The sequence below is a fragment of the Thermodesulfovibrio sp. TK500a genome, assembly GCF_055381765.1.
This window is the reverse complement of the sequence record NZ_AP041606.1, coordinates 254,998-271,743: the sequence shown is the minus strand read 5'-3', so window position 1 is coordinate 271,743 and position 16,746 is coordinate 254,998. Positions and strand designations below refer to the sequence as shown.

Here is a 16,746-nt window from a genome sequence, read left to right as displayed (position 1 = left end):
CTTTAGGTATCATTTTAAAGCTATGTGAAGCACATAACAATAAAAATGGAACTATTGGAAAAATTTAGGGAATGAACGGAAATTTAAGAGCTTTATATGGAAATTTTTAACAGCTTATACCAAGAATTTTCTTTAATTCTTTTACTAATGCTTTGCTTACCGGAAGACGAACTTTTCTACCTTCAACTACTACCCAGTAAGTGCCTTTAAACCATGGAATCACTGCTTCAATCCTCTTTAAATTTACTACATAACTTTTATGAATTCTCAGAAATCCCTCTTTTTTTAGTCTCATTTCTAATTCTGAGAGAGTTCCTTCGAAAAGATATTCTTCTTTTGTAGTAATAATTTTAACTTCCTTTCCAGAAGCTTCGCCGTAAAGGATGTCCCTGTAGGGAATAAGATTTATTATTCCGTCTGTTCTTTGGACAGGTAGTTTTTTAGGCATGTTTGTATCTATGAATTCGGCTATTTTATTAATCTCTCTGTTCCAGTCATTTTTGTTGGCTTTAAGCTTTTCTATCCTTTGAAGTGTTACTTCAATTCTCCTTTCATCAAAAGGCTTTAAAATGTAGTCTACAGCTCCTAATTCAAAGGCTTCTATTGCATACTCATCGTAGGCAGTGGCAAAGACTATTAAAGGAGGAGTAGAAAGTTTTGAAATTATTCTTGCTGTTTCAATTCCTGAAACATCTGGCAGTTCAATATCAAGGAAAATAACATCGGGTTTTAGTTTTTTGAAAACTGATAAGGCTTTTTCTGCAGTATCTGCTTCTCCAATGACTTTGCAGTAATTGAATTTAGATATTATATAGACAAGCTCGTCTCTGGCATAGGGTTCATCATCAATTATTACGGCTGTAAATGGCATCTGTCAGTATCGCTCTATTTGGAATTTTAAAGGAAACCCTTGTTCCTGTACCGGTAAAACTTTCTATTCTTAATATACTTTCGTCACCATAAAATCTTTTAAGTCTCTCGTTTACAAGATATAAGCCGAGCCCTGTGCCGTTTGGCTTATGTGTGTTAGTGTTATTTAAAATCCCCACTCCATTGTCTTCTACTGAAATTACTGTGTGAAATGCTTCTCTGTATATTTTTATCCATATTTCGCCGCCTGTAATTTTAGGTTTTAATCCGTGTTTTATAGCATTTTCAACAAGAGGCTGAATTGTAAAAGGAGGGATTAGAATTTCTAAATCTATATCTGGCTGTATTGAGTAGATGACGTTTAACCTGTTTTTAAATCTTGCTTGTTCGATTGAAAGATAAGCCTCTACATAGGAAAGTTCTTCCCTTAATGGTATCTCCCTTTCTCTCTTAAGACTGTATCTTAAGAAGATTGCCAGATTGTTGAGGAGTTTCCGTGCCTGCAAAGGGTCTATTCTTATTAGAGAGGTAATTGTATTTAAAGCATTAAAGATGAAATGAGGATGAATCTGAGCTTGAAGCGATTTTAGCTCTGCCTCGGTTTTAAGTCTTGCCATTGCTTCAAAATCAGCTATCTCTAACTGAGTTGAGAATATATGGGCAAGGCCTCTTGCAACCTCGATGTCTACAGGTGTTATGCTATTTTCTTTTTCATAATATAATTTGAGAGTTCCGATTACCTCTTTTCTTTTCTTAAGAGGTACTATTATGGCAGAACTAAGTTTGCATTTGAAATTGCTACAACCTATTTCTTGTTTTTTATTTGCTATTTGTATTTCGCCAGAAATAATGGCATTTATGGTTGCTTTTGTTTGTAGTGGATGACCTACACGGTGATGGTCTGCTCCGAGACCAACATGAGCAAGAATATATTTTCTATTGGTTATAGCAACAGCTGCTACTCCTATGCTGTTGAGAATAATCTCAGCTATGTTTTTTGCGGACTGTTCATTTAAGCCTTTTCTTAAATGAGGTAGAATCAGGTTGGTAATCTTTAGAGTAGCTCTTGCCTGATTGGCTGCTATTCTCTCTTGATGCTCTATGGCAGATTTTATTATTGACATAAAAATAGCTACTCCTATGGAATTTACAGTAATCATGGGGATTGCTATTATCTTGACAAGTTCAAGGGCATCTGAGAAGGGTTTTGCAAAAATAAGGATAATAATCATCTGTATTATCTCTCCGCTAAGGCCAGCAAGAAGGGCTATATGCCACGGTATTAAGCCTTTTTTCCAGTATCTCAGGATAACGCCTCCAAGAAAGCCCTCAACAACAGCAGATAATCCACAGGCAAAGGCTGTAAAGCCACCTACAAAATACCTATGCACTCCTGCAATAAGTCCTGCTCCTGCACCGACAAACGGGCCTGCAAGAAGACCACCGACCATTACTCCAACAACTCTTGAATTGGCAAGGGCTCCATGAATTTCAACAGCTCCAAAAGTTCCCAAAATTCCAAGTCCCCCACATACAAATGTAAAAATTATTTTGTCTTTAAGTGAGGGTTTTCTTGATAGAACTCTTCCAAGTGCTGGCATTCTTGAAAGGATAAAGGCAAATGTTGCTATTATACTTAGCCTTTGCAGTAAAATCAGCGTTAATTCAAGAGCATCCATCTTTAATAAAATTCAGGTTTTAATGCTCTATTCATTAGGTCATAGGCTGCATCTTTCGGTGATTTTCCTTCGTATATTACTCGGTAAACTTCCAGAGATATGGGCATTTCAATGCCTATTTTTCGAGACAATTGAACAGTGGAAAGGCTTGTCTCCACCCCTTCTGCCACAGAACGCATGCTGGAGGATATGTGTTCTATGCTTTCACCTTTTCCAAGTTTATAACCAACCGTATAGTTTCTTGACAAATTCGACGTACACGTAAGAAAAAGGTCTCCTAATCCGCTCAGACCAGAAAAAGTTATCTCCTTTGCACCAAGATGTTTACCAAGCCTCATTATTTCATGAAGCCCCCTTGTTATAAGGGCTGCTCTGGCATTATTACCAAGTTCAAGGGCATCACATATTCCCGAAGCTATGGCTATCACATTTTTTATCGCACCACCTATTTCTGCTCCAATGGGGTCGTCATGCTCATATACTCTAAAGTAGGAAGTATTAAAAATCTCTTGTAGCAGTAATCTTTCCTTTTTTTCAAATCCAGAGATGGTAACGGCTGAAGGTTTTTCTTGAGCTACTTCTATCGCAAAAGTTGGACCTGAAAGAACGTTTACATTTCTATCGAGTATTTCCTTGAGAATCATCGATGGAGTTTTTAATGTCACTTTTTCAATTCCTTTTGAAGCACTTACAACTATGCTATCACTTTGGAGTAGATTTTTAATAGGAGTAAAGATATTTCTTATATACTGAGTTGGAACTGCATTTACTATGAATCTTGCCTTCTTTATAGCTTCAAATATATCGTCTGTGCAGGAAAGACTCTCTGGCAGTTTAATACTTGGAAGATAGATAGAGTTTTCCCTTTCAGAATTTATTAAACGAACAATTTCAGGCTCTCTTGCCCAGATTACAACGTCAAATCCCTTTTTTGCAAGGACGGAAGCTAAGGTTGTTCCCCAGCTTCCGGCACCTATTACAGCTATATAAGACATGAAATTTCCCTATAGTTTCCCAAATTCTTTAAGTTTCAGTTCTTTTCTCTTGATTTTTCCACTTATTGTCTTAGGAAGTTCTTCGACAAACTCTATTTTTCTTGGATATTTATAAGGATATTTATAAGGTGCAGTTTCCTTTTTGACAAAATCCTGAATTTCTTTAACCAGAGAATCAGATGGGATATAATCTTGAGTTAATACAACAAATGCTTTCACTACCTCTCCTCTAACTTCATCGGGACTTGCAACTACTGCTGCTTCCTTTACTGCTGGGTGTTTAATAAGGGCACTCTCAACTTCGAAAGGACCAATTCGATATCCAGCGCTTATAATCACATCATCTTCTCTGCCTACAAACCAGAAATATCCGTCTCCGTCTTTGTAACCTCTGTCTCTTGTGAAATACCATTCACCTCTGAATGCTGCCGCCATCTCAAGTTTATCGCCAATATACTCCTCGAAAAGCCCAACTGGTCTTTGAGGAGTAATTTTTATTGCAATATTACCCTCTGTTTCAGAAGGTAGAGGTTTACCATCGTCATCTACAATATCTATCTCGAATCCAGGAGTTGGCAATCCGGTGGCTCCAGGCTTCATCGGAAAGGACCTAAGCATTGCAAGAGTATTTACTGTCTCTGTCTGTCCATATCCATTGTAAATGTACTCACCGGTTGCTTCTTTCCATAGGTTAATGATTTCTGGATTAAGAGGTTCCCCTGCTGCTACGAAATGTCTAACGGTGTTAAATTTGAGTTCTTGGAGGGGTAATTCCTTTACTATCATTCTGTATGCCGTAGGAGGTGCACAGATGGTGTTTATATTAAACTTTTTAAGAGTTTCAACAATTAAAGAAGGTGAAAACTTCCCTTTTCTGTAGAGGGTAAAAACAGTGGCTCCCATATTCCAAGGTCCGAAAAAGCTTGACCATGCTGCTTTAGCCCATCCTGTATCAGAAATATTCCAATGGATATCTCCTGGTTTTAAGTCAAGCCAGAATTTTCCAGTTATTTTATGAGCTAATGGATAGCTTACTTGCGTATGAAGAACCATTTTGGGTAGTCCAGTAGTGCCTGATGTAAAGAAAATAAAAGCAGGCTCACTGGAAAGGGCTCTCTCTCCGATAAAGGTATCACCTGTTATTAACTCATCGTAACTTTTCCAGCCGGCTTTTTTATCAAGATTTATTAGTATTACATCTTTTCCGTGTTTGTTTACAGCTTCTTCTATTTTTTCTGCATTTTCAAAATCTGATATTACGGCTTTTATATCTGCTGCTTTTAATCTGTATTCTATATCCTTTGAGGTAAGAAGGGTTGTGCCCGGAATAGCTACTGCATTGAGTCTCATTATGGCAAGAATTATAACCCACCACTGGGGTAGATTGGGTAGTAAAACGAGTATTCTGTCTCCTTTCTTTATCCCAAGGTTCTTTAGCCCGCCTGCGAGTTTACTAGAGAGAATTGTTAATTCGTTGAAAGAATACTTTTTCATATCATTACCATTTGTCCAAATAAGAGCTGTCGAATCACCCCATCTGTCAAACACATCCAGGGGAAAAGAGAATTTCTCTGGTACTTCAAGCTTGAAATTTTTGATTTCATCATAATACCTTGAAAAATCTTTTTCCATAATCCCCTCCACGAGAAATTAGAATAACTTTACATTTTAAAATAAAAAGAAAATAATTATCAAGAACTCTTTAGGTCAAAGTAAGTGGGTTTAACTTTTCGAAATAATAAAGAAAGCTCTCTGAATGGAAGGCGGGGTATTTTAAATTTTGAGGCAACTAAAAAATGGAAAAGTTTTTAGTTTTTATTTCAATTACAGCATCATCTGATAGACATTATCTAACTTATATCAGTATTCTATGTTAAAGAGGAGAGGGGCCGAGCATGCCCCTCTATCCTTGAATTATTCTTTAACATACTCTGTAGCTAATCTTCCAACCTCTTTGGCAAACTCGGCAATTCCACCTTTGAATTGAAATGCATTGTTAAACCCAACTGCTCTGAGGCCTATGGTAGCTGCTGCTGCCCTGTCTCCTGTATGACACAGGACGGCAATTTTTTTATCCTTTGGAAGTTTGGCGAGATTTTCAGGTTTAAAAAGTTCATGCATAGGTATTATCAAAGAGCCTTTCCATACGGGAGCTATGAGTTTCGTTTCCGCAGGTGTTCTTATGTCAAGAATAACAAAATCTTCTTTCTTTTTAATCATTTCAAGAATGTCTTTAGTTGTTATCTGACAGGGTCTTAGTGTAAGCACCTCTGGAGTCATCTGCGAGAATATGGCATCAAATTTTTTTGCCATCTCTTTGTCGTAGGCATAAACTGTAGGCACAAGAAGCATGACTGCTAATAAAGCAGATAGTATCAATCTCATTTTCTATCCTCCTTAATTCATTATTAAATCCTGCCAAGCAGGATAGTCTATAGGAGTATATAAAATGAAAACGTTTTTAGTCAAGTTAAAAGACCTCTATATGCAAGGGCTAAAGGGTATAAGTGTATTGACAAAATCTATTGGTCACGTTACAATTATAGAAAAAAGGAGGTGCTTCATGAACCAAAAAAAGCGAAGAGCTGTCCTAATCTTTCTTGTGGCCAGCATATTTTTAGCTTTCTTAGTCAGCCAGGGTATCACTCAACAAAAACCCATTATTGCTAAGGGTTGCTCCCTCCCTGGATGTCACACTGCAAAGGCAGGAGAGCTATGGGGTAATGTTAAAACTGTCTCTGGTAAAGCGGAGATGATTCAGATTGACACTGGAGCATTATGGACAGTAAAGTTTGATGAGAATACGAAACTTAAAAACTGGAATCAACCTATTAACAAACTCCCCAAAGAAAAGGAAATCGCAATAACCTATGTAGAGAAAAACGGAGAGCTCTATGCTACTTTCATTAATGTAAAACCACCGGTTGCTGTTGATCCTGCAAAGGTAATAAAAGTCTCTGAAATGAAAAAAATCTATGATGAAAAAAAGGGTCTCATCATAGATTGTAGACCTGCTGGTAGATACAATGAGGGGCATATTCCTGGTGCAATAAACATCTGGTTTGCAGAGTTTGACAAATACATAGACAAATTACCGCAAGACAAAAACCAACTAATCGTTTACTACTGTCAAGGCCCAACTTGAGCTCTCACACCTTCATCTGCTCGTAGAGCAGAAGCACTCGGTTACACTAATGTAAAACAATTTGTCGATGGTCTTCCTGAGTGGAAAAAACAGGGCTATCCTGTCGCCTCAACAGTTAAATATCTACAAGAGCTTATCAGTAAAGATATTCCCCATGTGCTGATTGATGTAAGGCCAAAAGAGCAAGCAGAAAAAGAACACATAAAAGGTGCTGTAAATATACCTTTAGAGGAGCTTGCAAAGGCTCAGGGAAAATTTCCGAAGCAGAAAAATGCACCAATAATAATTTACTGCACAAAAGACAATCTTTCTCAGAAAGCTTTTGATATCATTAGGAAATGGGGCTATGTCAATACTTCCTACCTAACTGGCGGTATAGAGGCATGGAAAAAAGCCGGTGGTGAGACGGTAGCAGGACAGTTAAAGAAAGAGATTGTATATGTTCCTAAGCCAAAGCCAGGAACAATTGGAGTTGAAGAGTTCAAGAAAATTACAGGCAAGAAAATTCCTCCGAACGTGATTATACTTGATGTAAGAGACCCTGAAGAGACCCAGATGGGAATGATAAAAGGTGCTAAAAACATACCTGTAAATGAACTTAAAGACAGACTTAATGAACTACCAAAGGACAAAGAGATAGTAATCCATTGTGCAACGGGAATGAGAGCAGAGATGGCTTATAACATTCTCAAAGAAGCTGGCTACAACGTGAAGTTTCTTGATGCGAATATACAGATTAAAAAAGACGGTAAGTATAAAATAACTGAGAATTAAATCTTAATGAGGGAGCTTTATGCTCCCTCTCTCTGATATAATTTCTCAATGTCCTTCAAGCTCGGTAAAATCAGTGACCTTGCAACTCCTCTTACGGTTACTCTTTTTTTTGTCCAGTTTCTTCTAATATTGGGATATCTTGGTTATGAATATTACAATGATTCATCCGAGTCTTGCATAAACTGTCACGGTTCAAAGGAGAAAATGATTGAATTTGGCTATCCCCAGTTTTATGTAACTCTTGAGGAGGTGAGGCAGACTACAGGCCATAAAACAGTTCAGTGCAGGGACTGTCATTTTGGCAACGGAAGAGCCTTTGACAAAGATAAAGCCCATGAAGGAATTTTAAAGGCAATTTTCGTAAATGAAAATGCTGAACCTACCGAAAGAACAAAGGTATATACACGAGAGGATAGAGACCTTAACGTAATAAAACCTACTGGTGAAAATGCTCTTTTTGAATTACTGCCAAAGAGAAAAGAAAAAGGAAAGTTGGAGCTACATTCAGAGGTGAGAAATATTTTATGGCATGACAGGAATCCTCAGACTTTCAACTTTGACCCGAAAATAGCAGAAAAGACATGCGGTAAAAGAGGTTGTCATTCGGAAGAGTTAAAACAGTTTAAGGTGACAACAATGGCAACCAACTTTCGTCAAAGAACAATGAGAAGCTGGCTTGAACCCTACGGTCCACATAACTGTGGCCCTTCCTTTGCTGATTTGCCTCCTATGGAAATACTTAAGAGTGCTGGATTTGATTTTGAGAATACCGAAAAGATAAGAAAAGAAATGAACATACCTTTTACAAATGAACAGGCAATAGCAAAACAAAGACTCTGTAACGTATGTCATGCTGGCTGTTTGGACTGTCATTATGCGCCAACCAGAGAAAAGGGAGCACATGCTTTTATAAAAATACCAGACTCCCTTAGCTGTATGGGAAGAGGCAGAGGAAATTCTGTCTGTCATACTGGTTCTGGACATTCAAGAAGGGGTGAAACCTATATAGGCAAGTTTTATTCTATTCCACAAGGAAGAAAACCTGACATTCATTTCACTAAAGGAATTCACTGTGTAGAGTGCCATCCAACAGGTAAAAAAGGCATGGGAGATATGCAGCGAAAAGCAACATGTGGTGATTGTCACTTGGAAATTGAAAAAGCTCATGCAAATTCTATTCATAAGGCTCTAACATGCACTGCCTGTCATGTAACAGAAGCAGGAGGATATCAGATTACTGTCTGGGGTAAAGGTTACATTGGAGAAAGAGCAAATCCTTTTAAAAAATACTCTCTTTACTATGGCATGCAGAGCCCGCTGATTTTAATCAAAGACCAAAAGGGAGTATGGTTTCCAGTTAAAATTTTTCCTCATCTTTTAGGCAATGTTAAAAAGGATGTATCTGCCACTGGCATCAAGTTTAGATGGCAAAAAGGAGAGACACGAGATATGTATGCCGTAATAGGAACTTTTGACGGACTGCCTTCGGCAAATAAACACCTGTTGTGGCTACAGATTGAAGAAGTCTCTCATCCTTTTGGAAAAGCCCGAGATTGCAAGAGTTGTCATAAAAAAGAACAGGTTTCCATATCCAAATGGAAATATGAAGATACCCAGGGATCAGAGCCATTTGAGGGAGGCTATAGAATAGTTGCCGATGAGAAAGGACTGAGGCTTGATAAATTTTGGCACACCAAGATAATACCTTTTCAGGGATATGAAATCTCCGATTTTGCCTCTTGGATTTTCTTAAAAGACAAGTGGTTTGTGGAGGGAAATTTTGCTATTAAAGTAAATCCTGAGAAATACAAAAAATATGAAAGAAGTTATAAACAAAATCTAAACAAATTAAAAGAATTGGCGAGAGATAAAAATTTATCTCCCACCAAGCTAAAGACACTTAGAGGTATTTTATTGCATAATCCCGATGAAAAGATAATAATCAACTAATTACTCTTCAACGCATATTTCTCTTTTAGATATGGCTATTAAAGTTTTCACAGATACAACTCCTATAACAAGGGTTGTAACAATAATTGACAGCAAACTCAGACCATAGTAAAAAGGAGAGGCTGTCAGATGATATCTTAAAGTAAGAGCAATAGTAACGGCATCAAGAGGAAAAGTATATGCCCACCAAGATATGTAAAATCTGAGGTTTATAAACTTTTTAATCATTGCTACAAGAACTAATGATAGAAAAAGAGCAAAGTAAAATAGAAGATTTCCCAGAGTGTCAATAGAACCTACTATTTTTGTATAGGAGATAAATCCAACAGCAGGGGGAGCTATTAATATGAAGAAAGTTGGATAGAGTCTGTCTGGCAGGGGATGATGAAAAATAAATCTGTAGAAAACAATGGTGAAAAGAGTAATCCAGAAAATTATACCTATGCTAAAGAAAAACCAAGAAATTTCATAGTCAAATCTCACTCCTTGGATGGGAACAATTATTGTCCCTACAACAGGAATAAACCAAGCAGGATTTATCATTTCAATCTTAAACTCATGATTTATCCAGTACGTTATTATTCTTATCAAAAAAGAGAAGTGAAGCAATGTTCCAAAAACCCACAAAATAAGGGAGATATGGTCATTGATTGCTTCATAACTGATAGACAAAAGAAGCATCGAAATTGAAATTGTTGGGAAAAAACTCGATTTAACGGGATGATGAAATTCTTTTTTAACCTCAGGCATATACTTAACAATTTTCAGCAAGTAAGTCGAAAGAAGTATTAGAAATATTATTGACGCAAGGAAGGTAATTCCATAACCTATTTTTACAAAAATATCTCCCACGAAAGAAAGTCTCGTGTATGCTATTGCAAGCCCCGTAAGACCCATAACTACTGCAAAAAATGACACGGGAAAATTTTTAACTCTACTGTTTTCCATATACCCCTCCAAGCTTTAAATTTTATATGAAAAAATTTACAATAAAAACCAAAAGCATGTCAATATATTTTTTTATATACCTTATAGCCCTATTTATCTAAAAGCTCTATCAGGGTGGAATAGGCAAGAATTATAAAAATGACCGCAGCCAGTATGATGGTTATTTTTCTACCAAGTTTTTTTTCTATCCATGGTATCATCATAAAAAAAGCAATAAATATGGTTGGAATTAAAACTCCTCCTATGAACATCATATCGCCTGAGAAAAATCGCACAAGCCAAAAAAGCCATAGAAAATACCACTCAGGTCTTGGTTGATAAGAAGCGGTGAAGTCAATTTCTCTACCAATTAAGGGTGGGAATAGAAAGGTAAGAATAATTATCAATTCAAATGTTAAGACAGTAAAAAATAGAACTTCTATCAGATAGTCTGGGTAAAATTTCTTTTTCATAGAGGTTTTGATATGCCAAGTTTTTTAATTATATGAAAATGAGCCCAAAGAAGAATAATAATCAATAAAGGAAACCAGATAACGTGAAAGCTGTAAAATCTCATTAAAGTTATCCCTGTAACATCATAGCCTCCTCGAATGATTAAAAGAATGGCCTCTCCAATTACAGGAATGCTTCCCGCTATGTTTGTTCCGACAACAGTAGCCCAATAGGCTTTCTGGTCCCATGGCAGAAGATATCCTGTAAATCCTTCAAACATTACAAGAATAAAAATCATTACACCAACAATCCAATTTAACTCTCTTGGAGGACGATAACTTTTAGTAACAAAAACCCTAATAGAATGTAGAACAATACTTATAATTAATACATTAGCAGACCATTTGTGAATGCCTCTCATGACTTTACCTAATGATACTTCTTCATGAATTCTCAATATGCTCCGATATGCTTCGCTTTCAGAGGGTATGTAATGGAAAGATAGAAATAACCCCGATATAAAACAGAAAAGAAAGGCCGAGAAAGCTATTCCGCCAAGACAATAGAAGTAACTTATACCCTCGGGAATATCCCTCTCGAAAATACCTCTATGAAAATTTTTAAGCCTAAATCTATCAAGAAACCAATCAATAATTTTCATAAAGCTAAACCTACGTAGATTTTATTATTTTCAATTTTAACTGGAAGTCTTTGAAGTGGCTCTTTCGGCGGACCAGATATTACTTTACCTTCTGTATCATATCTTCCGCTGTGACAGGGACATACAAATTCATTGTCATTTCTATCAAAATTCACAAAACAACCAAGATGGGTGCAAATAGGAGAGAGAGCTATTAAGGTGTCTTCTTTACTTATAACATAAATTCGCAAATACTTTTCTCCGCCAATATTTATATCAACCTTTCTGACACCGTTTCTAAGGATTTTATCCTCAGGAATTTGGAAAAATTTATACTCCCTTTTGCGAGGGTTTTTAGGCTTTAGAATTTTAATGCCTAAAATTAAAAAGATGAAAGAAATACTTAAAAAGAAAAACCTAATAATTCTCTTTAAGAAGGCTCTCCTTTGAAATTTTTCATCTTGTTGAATTAGTTGCATATATTAGCTTATACCCCCTTATCCTATTTGAAATATATATTGACAAAATGAAAAAAATTATGTAGTATTTAACTATTAGTATAACAAAAGTAAGGGGGTGAGGGTATGAGCATTACCCGAAGAGATTTCCTCAAAATTGCGGCTGTAACAGGTGGCGCTGTAGCGGCAACTACCCCTGCTATTAAATCTGTTTTAGCACTTGGTAGAAAGCCTGCCTCTTTACCTCAGTTTGTTCCGACCACCTGTGAGATGTGCTTCTGGAGATGTGGTGCCATAGCAAAAGTAGTAGATGGAAAGGTAGTAAAGCTTGATGGCAATCCAATTCATCCAAATTCAAGAGGTAAACTATGTGCAAGAGGACATGGTGGAATTGGATTACTCTATGACCCTGACAGATTAAAAACCCCATTAATAAACACTGGAGCAAGGGGTGAGGGAAAGTTTAAAAAAGTCTCTTGGGATGAGGCTCTTGGCTTTGTTGCCGATAAGATGAAAAAAATCAAAGAAAAATATGGAGCTGAATCAATAGCATTACTAACTCATGGAACTGTATCAACATATTTTATGCATTTACTTCAGGCATTTGGTTCTCCAAATTTTGCAATGCCCTCTTTTGCCCTATGTCGAGGAGCAAGGGGTGTTGCATTTGAGGTAACCTTTGGTGAAGACGTGGGCAATCCCGAAAGGCTTGACCTGCAGAATAGCAAAGCTATTGTCCTAATAGGAAGCCACCTTGGTGAAAATGCTCATAACTCACAATGTCAGGAGTTTGCTGAGGCAGTCGGAAAAGGAGCAACGGTAATTGTGCTTGACCCAAGATTTTCAACGGCAGCAGGTAAAGCAAAATATTGGCTGCCAATAAAGCCTGCAACAGACCTTGCCATACTGCTTGCATGGATAAATCTGATAATAAGCGAAGGTCTTTATGATAAAGAATATGTCGCTAAATATACCAATGGTTTCAATGAGGTTGCTCAAGCTGTAAAAGAATATACACCTGAATGGGCAGAGAAAGAAACAGATATACCTGCAAAACTAATTGTTGAGACTGCAATAGTACTCGGTAAAAATAAACCGAATGTTTTAATCCATCCTGGAAGACATACTGCTTGGTATTCCGACAACGTTCAAAGACAAAGAGCCGTTGCTATTCTTACAGCAATTCTTGGTTCCTATGGAAGGCCTGGAGGAATATATTTAAATCCAAAGAAAAAACTCGAACCAGTATTCCTTTCAGAAAAGGATTATCCAGACCATAAGCCTGCTATGAATAAGGGTAAATATCCCTTTGCTGGCGAGGAAGGAGTAACTCACGAGATTGTGAGAACGACCTTAACAGAAGAGCCCTATCCTATAAAAGCATGGTTCATAACAGGTACAAACATAATGAAGGCAATGCCAAACCAAAAGGACACTCTTAATGCCGTTAAAAAGCTTGACCTCCTTGTTGCAGTAGACATGATGCCCTATGACGGAGTAATGCTTGCCGATGTTGTCCTTCCCGAATGCACCTACCTTGAGCGTCATGATGACTTTTTTACTGTAAAAGAGAGAAGTTTCGGCATATCCATTCGTCAACCCGTTGTGCAACCCATGTATGAAACAAAGCCTGGATGGTGGATTGCTAAGGAACTTGGTAAAAGATTAGGTCTTGAAGAATACTTCCCCTGGAATACTTTTGAAGATTTTCTTAAAATGAAAGCACAAACATGGGGAATTGATTACTCTGAGCTTGCTAAAAAAGGATATATTGATTTTCCAGAAAGCGCTAAACCATATCTTGCACCAGGAGAGGATTATAAATTTAAAACTCACTCAGGCAAAATTGAGCTCTACAGCAGAGAACTCAAAGAAAAAGGCTTTGATCCAGTCCCCAGATATACAAAACACAGTCAGCCGTCTGAAGGCTGGTTTAGACTCATATACGGGAGAGCCCCCGTTCATACTTTCTCAAGAACAACGAATAATCCATCTTTATGGGAGCTAATGGAGGAAAATGTAGCCTGGGTCAATGCTAAAGTGGCAAAGAAAATGGGACTTAAAAATGGTGAGTATATTGTTTTAGTAAATCAAGATGGAGTTAAGAGCAATAAAGTAAGAGCTAAGGTAACGGAGAGAATTAGACCAGACTGTATATACCTCGTTCATGGATTTGGCTCAACTTCGAAACTTCTTCATAGAGCATATCACAGAGGTGCGGATGACCAGCAGTTAATAACACGCTATGCTATTGACCCAATTGCTGGTACAGTAGGAATGAGAGTGAACTTTGTGAAGATTACCAAGGAGGTATAGAATGCCCAAATATGTAATGGTAATAGATGTGGAAAAATGCATTGGATGCATGGCTTGTGTAATAGCTTGTAAAAAGGAAAACAATGTTCCTGAAGAGTATTTTAGAACTCGAGTAGTAGAAGAAGTCAGAGGTGAATTTCCCAATTTAAGAATGGAGTTAAGAAGTGAACTTTGCAACCACTGTGAAAACGCTCCCTGTATAGATGCCTGTCCCACCATGGCATCTCACAGAGCAAAAGACGGAACAGTACAAATAGACAGAAAAAAATGTATTGGCTGTAAAGCCTGCATATTAGCCTGTCCTTATGATGCAAGGTATTCTCATCCAAAAGGTTTTGCGGATAAATGCACCTTTTGTGACCATAGACTTAAGGAAGGTAAAAAACCAGCTTGTGTTGAAACCTGTCTTGGAAAATCAAGAATATTTGGAGACTTAGATGACCCTAACAGTGAAGTGGCAGATTTATTAAGAAAATATGATTCTTCCGTAAGACTCGAATTCGCTGGAACCAGACCAAGAGTTTTTTACATTAAAAAGAAGTTTGCTGGAGGTATGTGATGACCGAAATAACAATAACAGGCTTAAATGCTATAACGCATCCTTATTTAGAAGTTTGGGATTGGAGAATAGTTATATATCTTTTTCTCGGTGGATTATCTGCAGGCATGCTGGTTATGTGCTCAATTGCCAATCTCAGAATTCCAAAACAGCCGGTAGAAGAGTTAGCTCAATGTGTAAGAGCGCCCTTAATTGCTTTCATAATTCTTGCAATTGGTGCGCAATTTATAATCTTAGACCTTGGCAAACCTCAAAGCCTTATTTGGGGTTATTTAACTTTTCAGCCTCTTTCCCTAATGTCTTGGGGTACTTGGGGAGTGCCCGCTGTGCTTTTTGCTAATGCCTTATACATACTTGCCGTGATTCCGAAGGCTGACAGACCCAAATTGAGATTTCCTATACTGATAAATCTCTCTGAAAAACTTGCCCCATGGATGAGACCTATTGCAAAGCTCAATTTTGCCATGGGAATTTTCTTAGGAATATACACAGGTGTTCTTTTAAGCTCTTTTGCAGCAATTCCCCTCTGGAACAATGCTACACTTCCTATTCTATTTTTAGTATCCGCCCTTTCTTCAGGAGCAGCGATGATTGTCATAATAGCTAAAAATAACGACATAAAATTTCTCTTCACTAAGATAGACATATGGTTAATAGTTGCAGAACTGGTAATTATTCTACTCTTTTTCTACGGACTTTACACCTCAACAGCACCATACAAGAATGCAATTGCTCCTTTCTTCTCTCTCAGCGATGAACATTTCATATTTGCCATTGCACTAATAGTAATATTTTTAGTTTTACCCCTTGCGCTAAGAATAAAACTTGGTGAACTCAAGGAGTTTGAAGGTGGAATACATACTGAGTTTACGAAATCTCAGATTTTTAGAATGAATTTTGCAGCCTCTCTTGTTCTTGTAGGAACGCTAATATTAAGAGCAGCAATAGTTTACGCCGGACAGTTAACAAAGTTATCGCCATATTGATATAATTGATGTAATCTAAAAAAGAAAGGAGGTGATACGATGAAGAGAACATTAGCAATAGCCGTTTTATTAACTTTTGTTTTCGGCTTTGTCTTTTCAGCCTATGCTGCCAATGTAAATGGAACAATTACAAAGATTGATGGCAACAAGGTAACAGTAAAGCAGGCTGATGGCAAAGAGGTCACTGTTGAACTTAAGGTGGGCGACAAAATAACAATTAAACCAGCAGCTGAAAAGGACAAGAGTAAGGAAAAAGGTAAAGAAGGAGCAGCAACACCTAAGAAAAAGAAAGCAGTAGAGGGTTGCTAAATTTAAAGAGGGGGCATGCCCCCTCTTTAAAACTCTCTAAAAACTCAAATTTTCCCATTCTCATATGGAAAGCAACGATTTTAAAAAAGTTTAAAATATGTCTTAACGTGCAATCCTCAGAGAACATACTTAAAAATCTAACAAACCAAAAGAGTTTTAAAATTTATCATAAGGCAAACGAATTGCAAAATGAGGGGATTGATAGAAAATTGATTTTAATTTTTGTGACTGTCGTGGTGACTGTCAAAAATGCAACTATTTGATTTTATTAGGACTTTTTGCTTGCAGGATTTGAGCAACGCAATTGTTTTGGACTTTTTAAATTATTGATTTTTAAGGATTTTTTGAGTGAGCCGTGGAGGATTCGAACCTCCGACCCGCTGATTAAGAGTCAGCTGCTCTACCAGCTGAGCTAACGGCCCAACATAAATAGAATACAAAAATTTTATTGATAAGGTCAACTTTACCTTTCAAAAGTAGGTATTTGACATTTTTTAATTAATTTTATTAGATTAATTAGATTAGAAAAGCATCGGGGCGTAGCGCAGACTGGTTAGCGCACCTGCCTTGGGAGCAGGGGGTCGGTGGTTCAAATCCACTCGCCCCGATAAGTATTTTCAAGGGTTTTAAAAATTTATTCTGTATACTACTACTTTTTCTCTCTCTTTTATAAATCATCTCCAGA

16 protein-coding genes and 2 tRNA genes are annotated in these 16,746 nt (G+C 37.2%); 8 read left to right on the top strand and 10 right to left on the bottom strand.

Annotated elements, in window-relative coordinates:
* Nucleotides 1-106 precede the first annotated feature (106 nt).
* From ACZ430_RS01385 to ACZ430_RS01365, 5 genes are all read right to left on the bottom strand, one after another.
* Nucleotides 107-871, bottom strand: a complete 765-nt coding sequence (locus tag ACZ430_RS01385; RefSeq protein WP_297213969.1) for a LytR/AlgR family response regulator transcription factor — start codon at nucleotides 869-871, stop codon at nucleotides 107-109.
* Nucleotides 846-2,549 carry a LytS/YhcK type 5TM receptor domain-containing protein gene (locus ACZ430_RS01380; protein ID WP_464910628.1) on the bottom strand — a complete coding sequence of 568 codons (1,704 nt, stop codon included), beginning with the start codon at nucleotides 2,547-2,549 and terminating at the stop codon, nucleotides 846-848. Before ACZ430_RS01380 ends, ACZ430_RS01385 begins: the two co-directional genes overlap by 26 nt.
* A 2-nt stretch (nucleotides 2,550-2,551) precedes the next feature.
* Entirely contained in the window at nucleotides 2,552-3,544 is a 993-nt protein-coding gene (locus tag ACZ430_RS01375) for an NAD(P)H-dependent glycerol-3-phosphate dehydrogenase (protein WP_297213963.1), read from the bottom strand.
* A 9-nt stretch (nucleotides 3,545-3,553) separates the two neighbouring features.
* Nucleotides 3,554-5,176: an acyl--CoA ligase gene (locus ACZ430_RS01370; RefSeq protein WP_464910627.1), complete on the bottom strand. Its 1,623-nt coding sequence runs from the start codon at nucleotides 5,174-5,176 to the stop codon at nucleotides 3,554-3,556.
* Between the two features lie 282 nt (nucleotides 5,177-5,458).
* The gene (locus ACZ430_RS01365) at nucleotides 5,459-5,929 is read right to left on the bottom strand and encodes a rhodanese-like domain-containing protein (protein WP_297213957.1); all 471 of its coding nucleotides are present in this window, start codon (nucleotides 5,927-5,929) and stop codon (nucleotides 5,459-5,461) included.
* Between the two features lie 178 nt (nucleotides 5,930-6,107).
* On the opposite strand from ACZ430_RS01365, the gene ACZ430_RS01360 reads away from it, so the two are divergent.
* The 3 genes from ACZ430_RS01360 to ACZ430_RS01350 all read left to right on the top strand — a co-directional run bounded on the left by ACZ430_RS01360 (nucleotide 6,108) and on the right by ACZ430_RS01350 (nucleotide 9,413).
* Nucleotides 6,108-6,689 carry a rhodanese-like domain-containing protein gene (locus tag ACZ430_RS01360; RefSeq protein WP_297213954.1) on the top strand — a complete coding sequence of 194 codons (582 nt, stop codon included), beginning with the start codon at nucleotides 6,108-6,110 and terminating at the stop codon, nucleotides 6,687-6,689.
* Nucleotides 6,690-6,845: 156 nt separating this feature from the next.
* Complete coding sequence (locus tag ACZ430_RS01355) at nucleotides 6,846-7,463, top strand: rhodanese-like domain-containing protein (protein ID WP_366934822.1); 618 nt, start codon at nucleotides 6,846-6,848, stop codon at nucleotides 7,461-7,463.
* 48 nt (nucleotides 7,464-7,511) lie between these two features.
* A complete protein-coding gene (locus tag ACZ430_RS01350; protein WP_297213951.1) occupies nucleotides 7,512-9,413 on the top strand; it encodes a cytochrome c3 family protein in 1,902 nt (633 codons plus the stop codon).
* Here ACZ430_RS01350 and ACZ430_RS01345 read toward each other — a convergent pair whose 3' ends face one another.
* The 4 genes from ACZ430_RS01345 to ACZ430_RS01330 form a co-directional block, all read right to left on the bottom strand.
* Nucleotides 9,414-10,361: an SLAC1 anion channel family protein gene (locus tag ACZ430_RS01345; protein WP_297213949.1), complete on the bottom strand. Its 948-nt coding sequence runs from the start codon at nucleotides 10,359-10,361 to the stop codon at nucleotides 9,414-9,416. It lies immediately after the preceding gene.
* Nucleotides 10,362-10,450: 89 nt separating this feature from the next.
* Nucleotides 10,451-10,813: a cytochrome b family protein gene (locus ACZ430_RS01340; RefSeq protein ID WP_297213946.1), complete on the bottom strand. Its 363-nt coding sequence runs from the start codon at nucleotides 10,811-10,813 to the stop codon at nucleotides 10,451-10,453.
* Nucleotides 10,810-11,454, bottom strand: a complete 645-nt coding sequence (locus ACZ430_RS01335) for a cytochrome b N-terminal domain-containing protein (protein ID WP_297213943.1) — start codon at nucleotides 11,452-11,454, stop codon at nucleotides 10,810-10,812. Before ACZ430_RS01335 ends, ACZ430_RS01340 begins: the two co-directional genes overlap by 4 nt.
* A complete protein-coding gene (locus tag ACZ430_RS01330; RefSeq protein ID WP_297213940.1) occupies nucleotides 11,451-11,912 on the bottom strand; it encodes a QcrA and Rieske domain-containing protein in 462 nt (153 codons plus the stop codon). The genes ACZ430_RS01335 and ACZ430_RS01330 overlap by 4 nt, the downstream gene beginning before the upstream one ends.
* Nucleotides 11,913-12,017: 105 nt before the next feature.
* On the opposite strand from ACZ430_RS01330, the gene ACZ430_RS01325 reads away from it, so the two are divergent.
* Genes ACZ430_RS01325 through extJ form a run of 4 tightly spaced genes read left to right on the top strand, consistent with a single transcriptional unit; the run spans nucleotide 12,018 to nucleotide 16,061 of the window.
* Nucleotides 12,018-14,207, top strand: a complete 2,190-nt coding sequence (locus tag ACZ430_RS01325; protein ID WP_297213937.1) for a molybdopterin-containing oxidoreductase family protein — start codon at nucleotides 12,018-12,020, stop codon at nucleotides 14,205-14,207.
* A 1-nt stretch (nucleotide 14,208) separates the two neighbouring features.
* Nucleotides 14,209-14,766, top strand: coding sequence for a 4Fe-4S dicluster domain-containing protein (locus ACZ430_RS01320; protein WP_297213934.1), 558 nt, complete (start codon nucleotides 14,209-14,211; stop codon nucleotides 14,764-14,766).
* Complete coding sequence (nrfD, locus tag ACZ430_RS01315) at nucleotides 14,766-15,752, top strand: NrfD/PsrC family molybdoenzyme membrane anchor subunit (RefSeq protein ID WP_297213932.1); 987 nt, start codon at nucleotides 14,766-14,768, stop codon at nucleotides 15,750-15,752. Before ACZ430_RS01320 ends, nrfD begins: the two co-directional genes overlap by 1 nt.
* Nucleotides 15,753-15,791: 39 nt before the next feature.
* The gene (extJ, locus tag ACZ430_RS01310) at nucleotides 15,792-16,061 is read left to right on the top strand and encodes a selenite/tellurite reduction operon protein ExtJ (RefSeq protein ID WP_297213930.1); all 270 of its coding nucleotides are present in this window, start codon (nucleotides 15,792-15,794) and stop codon (nucleotides 16,059-16,061) included.
* A 349-nt stretch (nucleotides 16,062-16,410) separates the two neighbouring features.
* Here extJ and ACZ430_RS01305 read toward each other — a convergent pair.
* A tRNA-Lys gene (locus ACZ430_RS01305) sits at nucleotides 16,411-16,483 on the bottom strand.
* Nucleotides 16,484-16,594: 111 nt separating this feature from the next.
* Between ACZ430_RS01305 and ACZ430_RS01300 the strand changes: the two genes are divergently transcribed.
* Nucleotides 16,595-16,669: transfer RNA gene (locus ACZ430_RS01300), tRNA-Pro, on the top strand.
* Nucleotides 16,670-16,746: the final 77 nt, after the last annotated feature.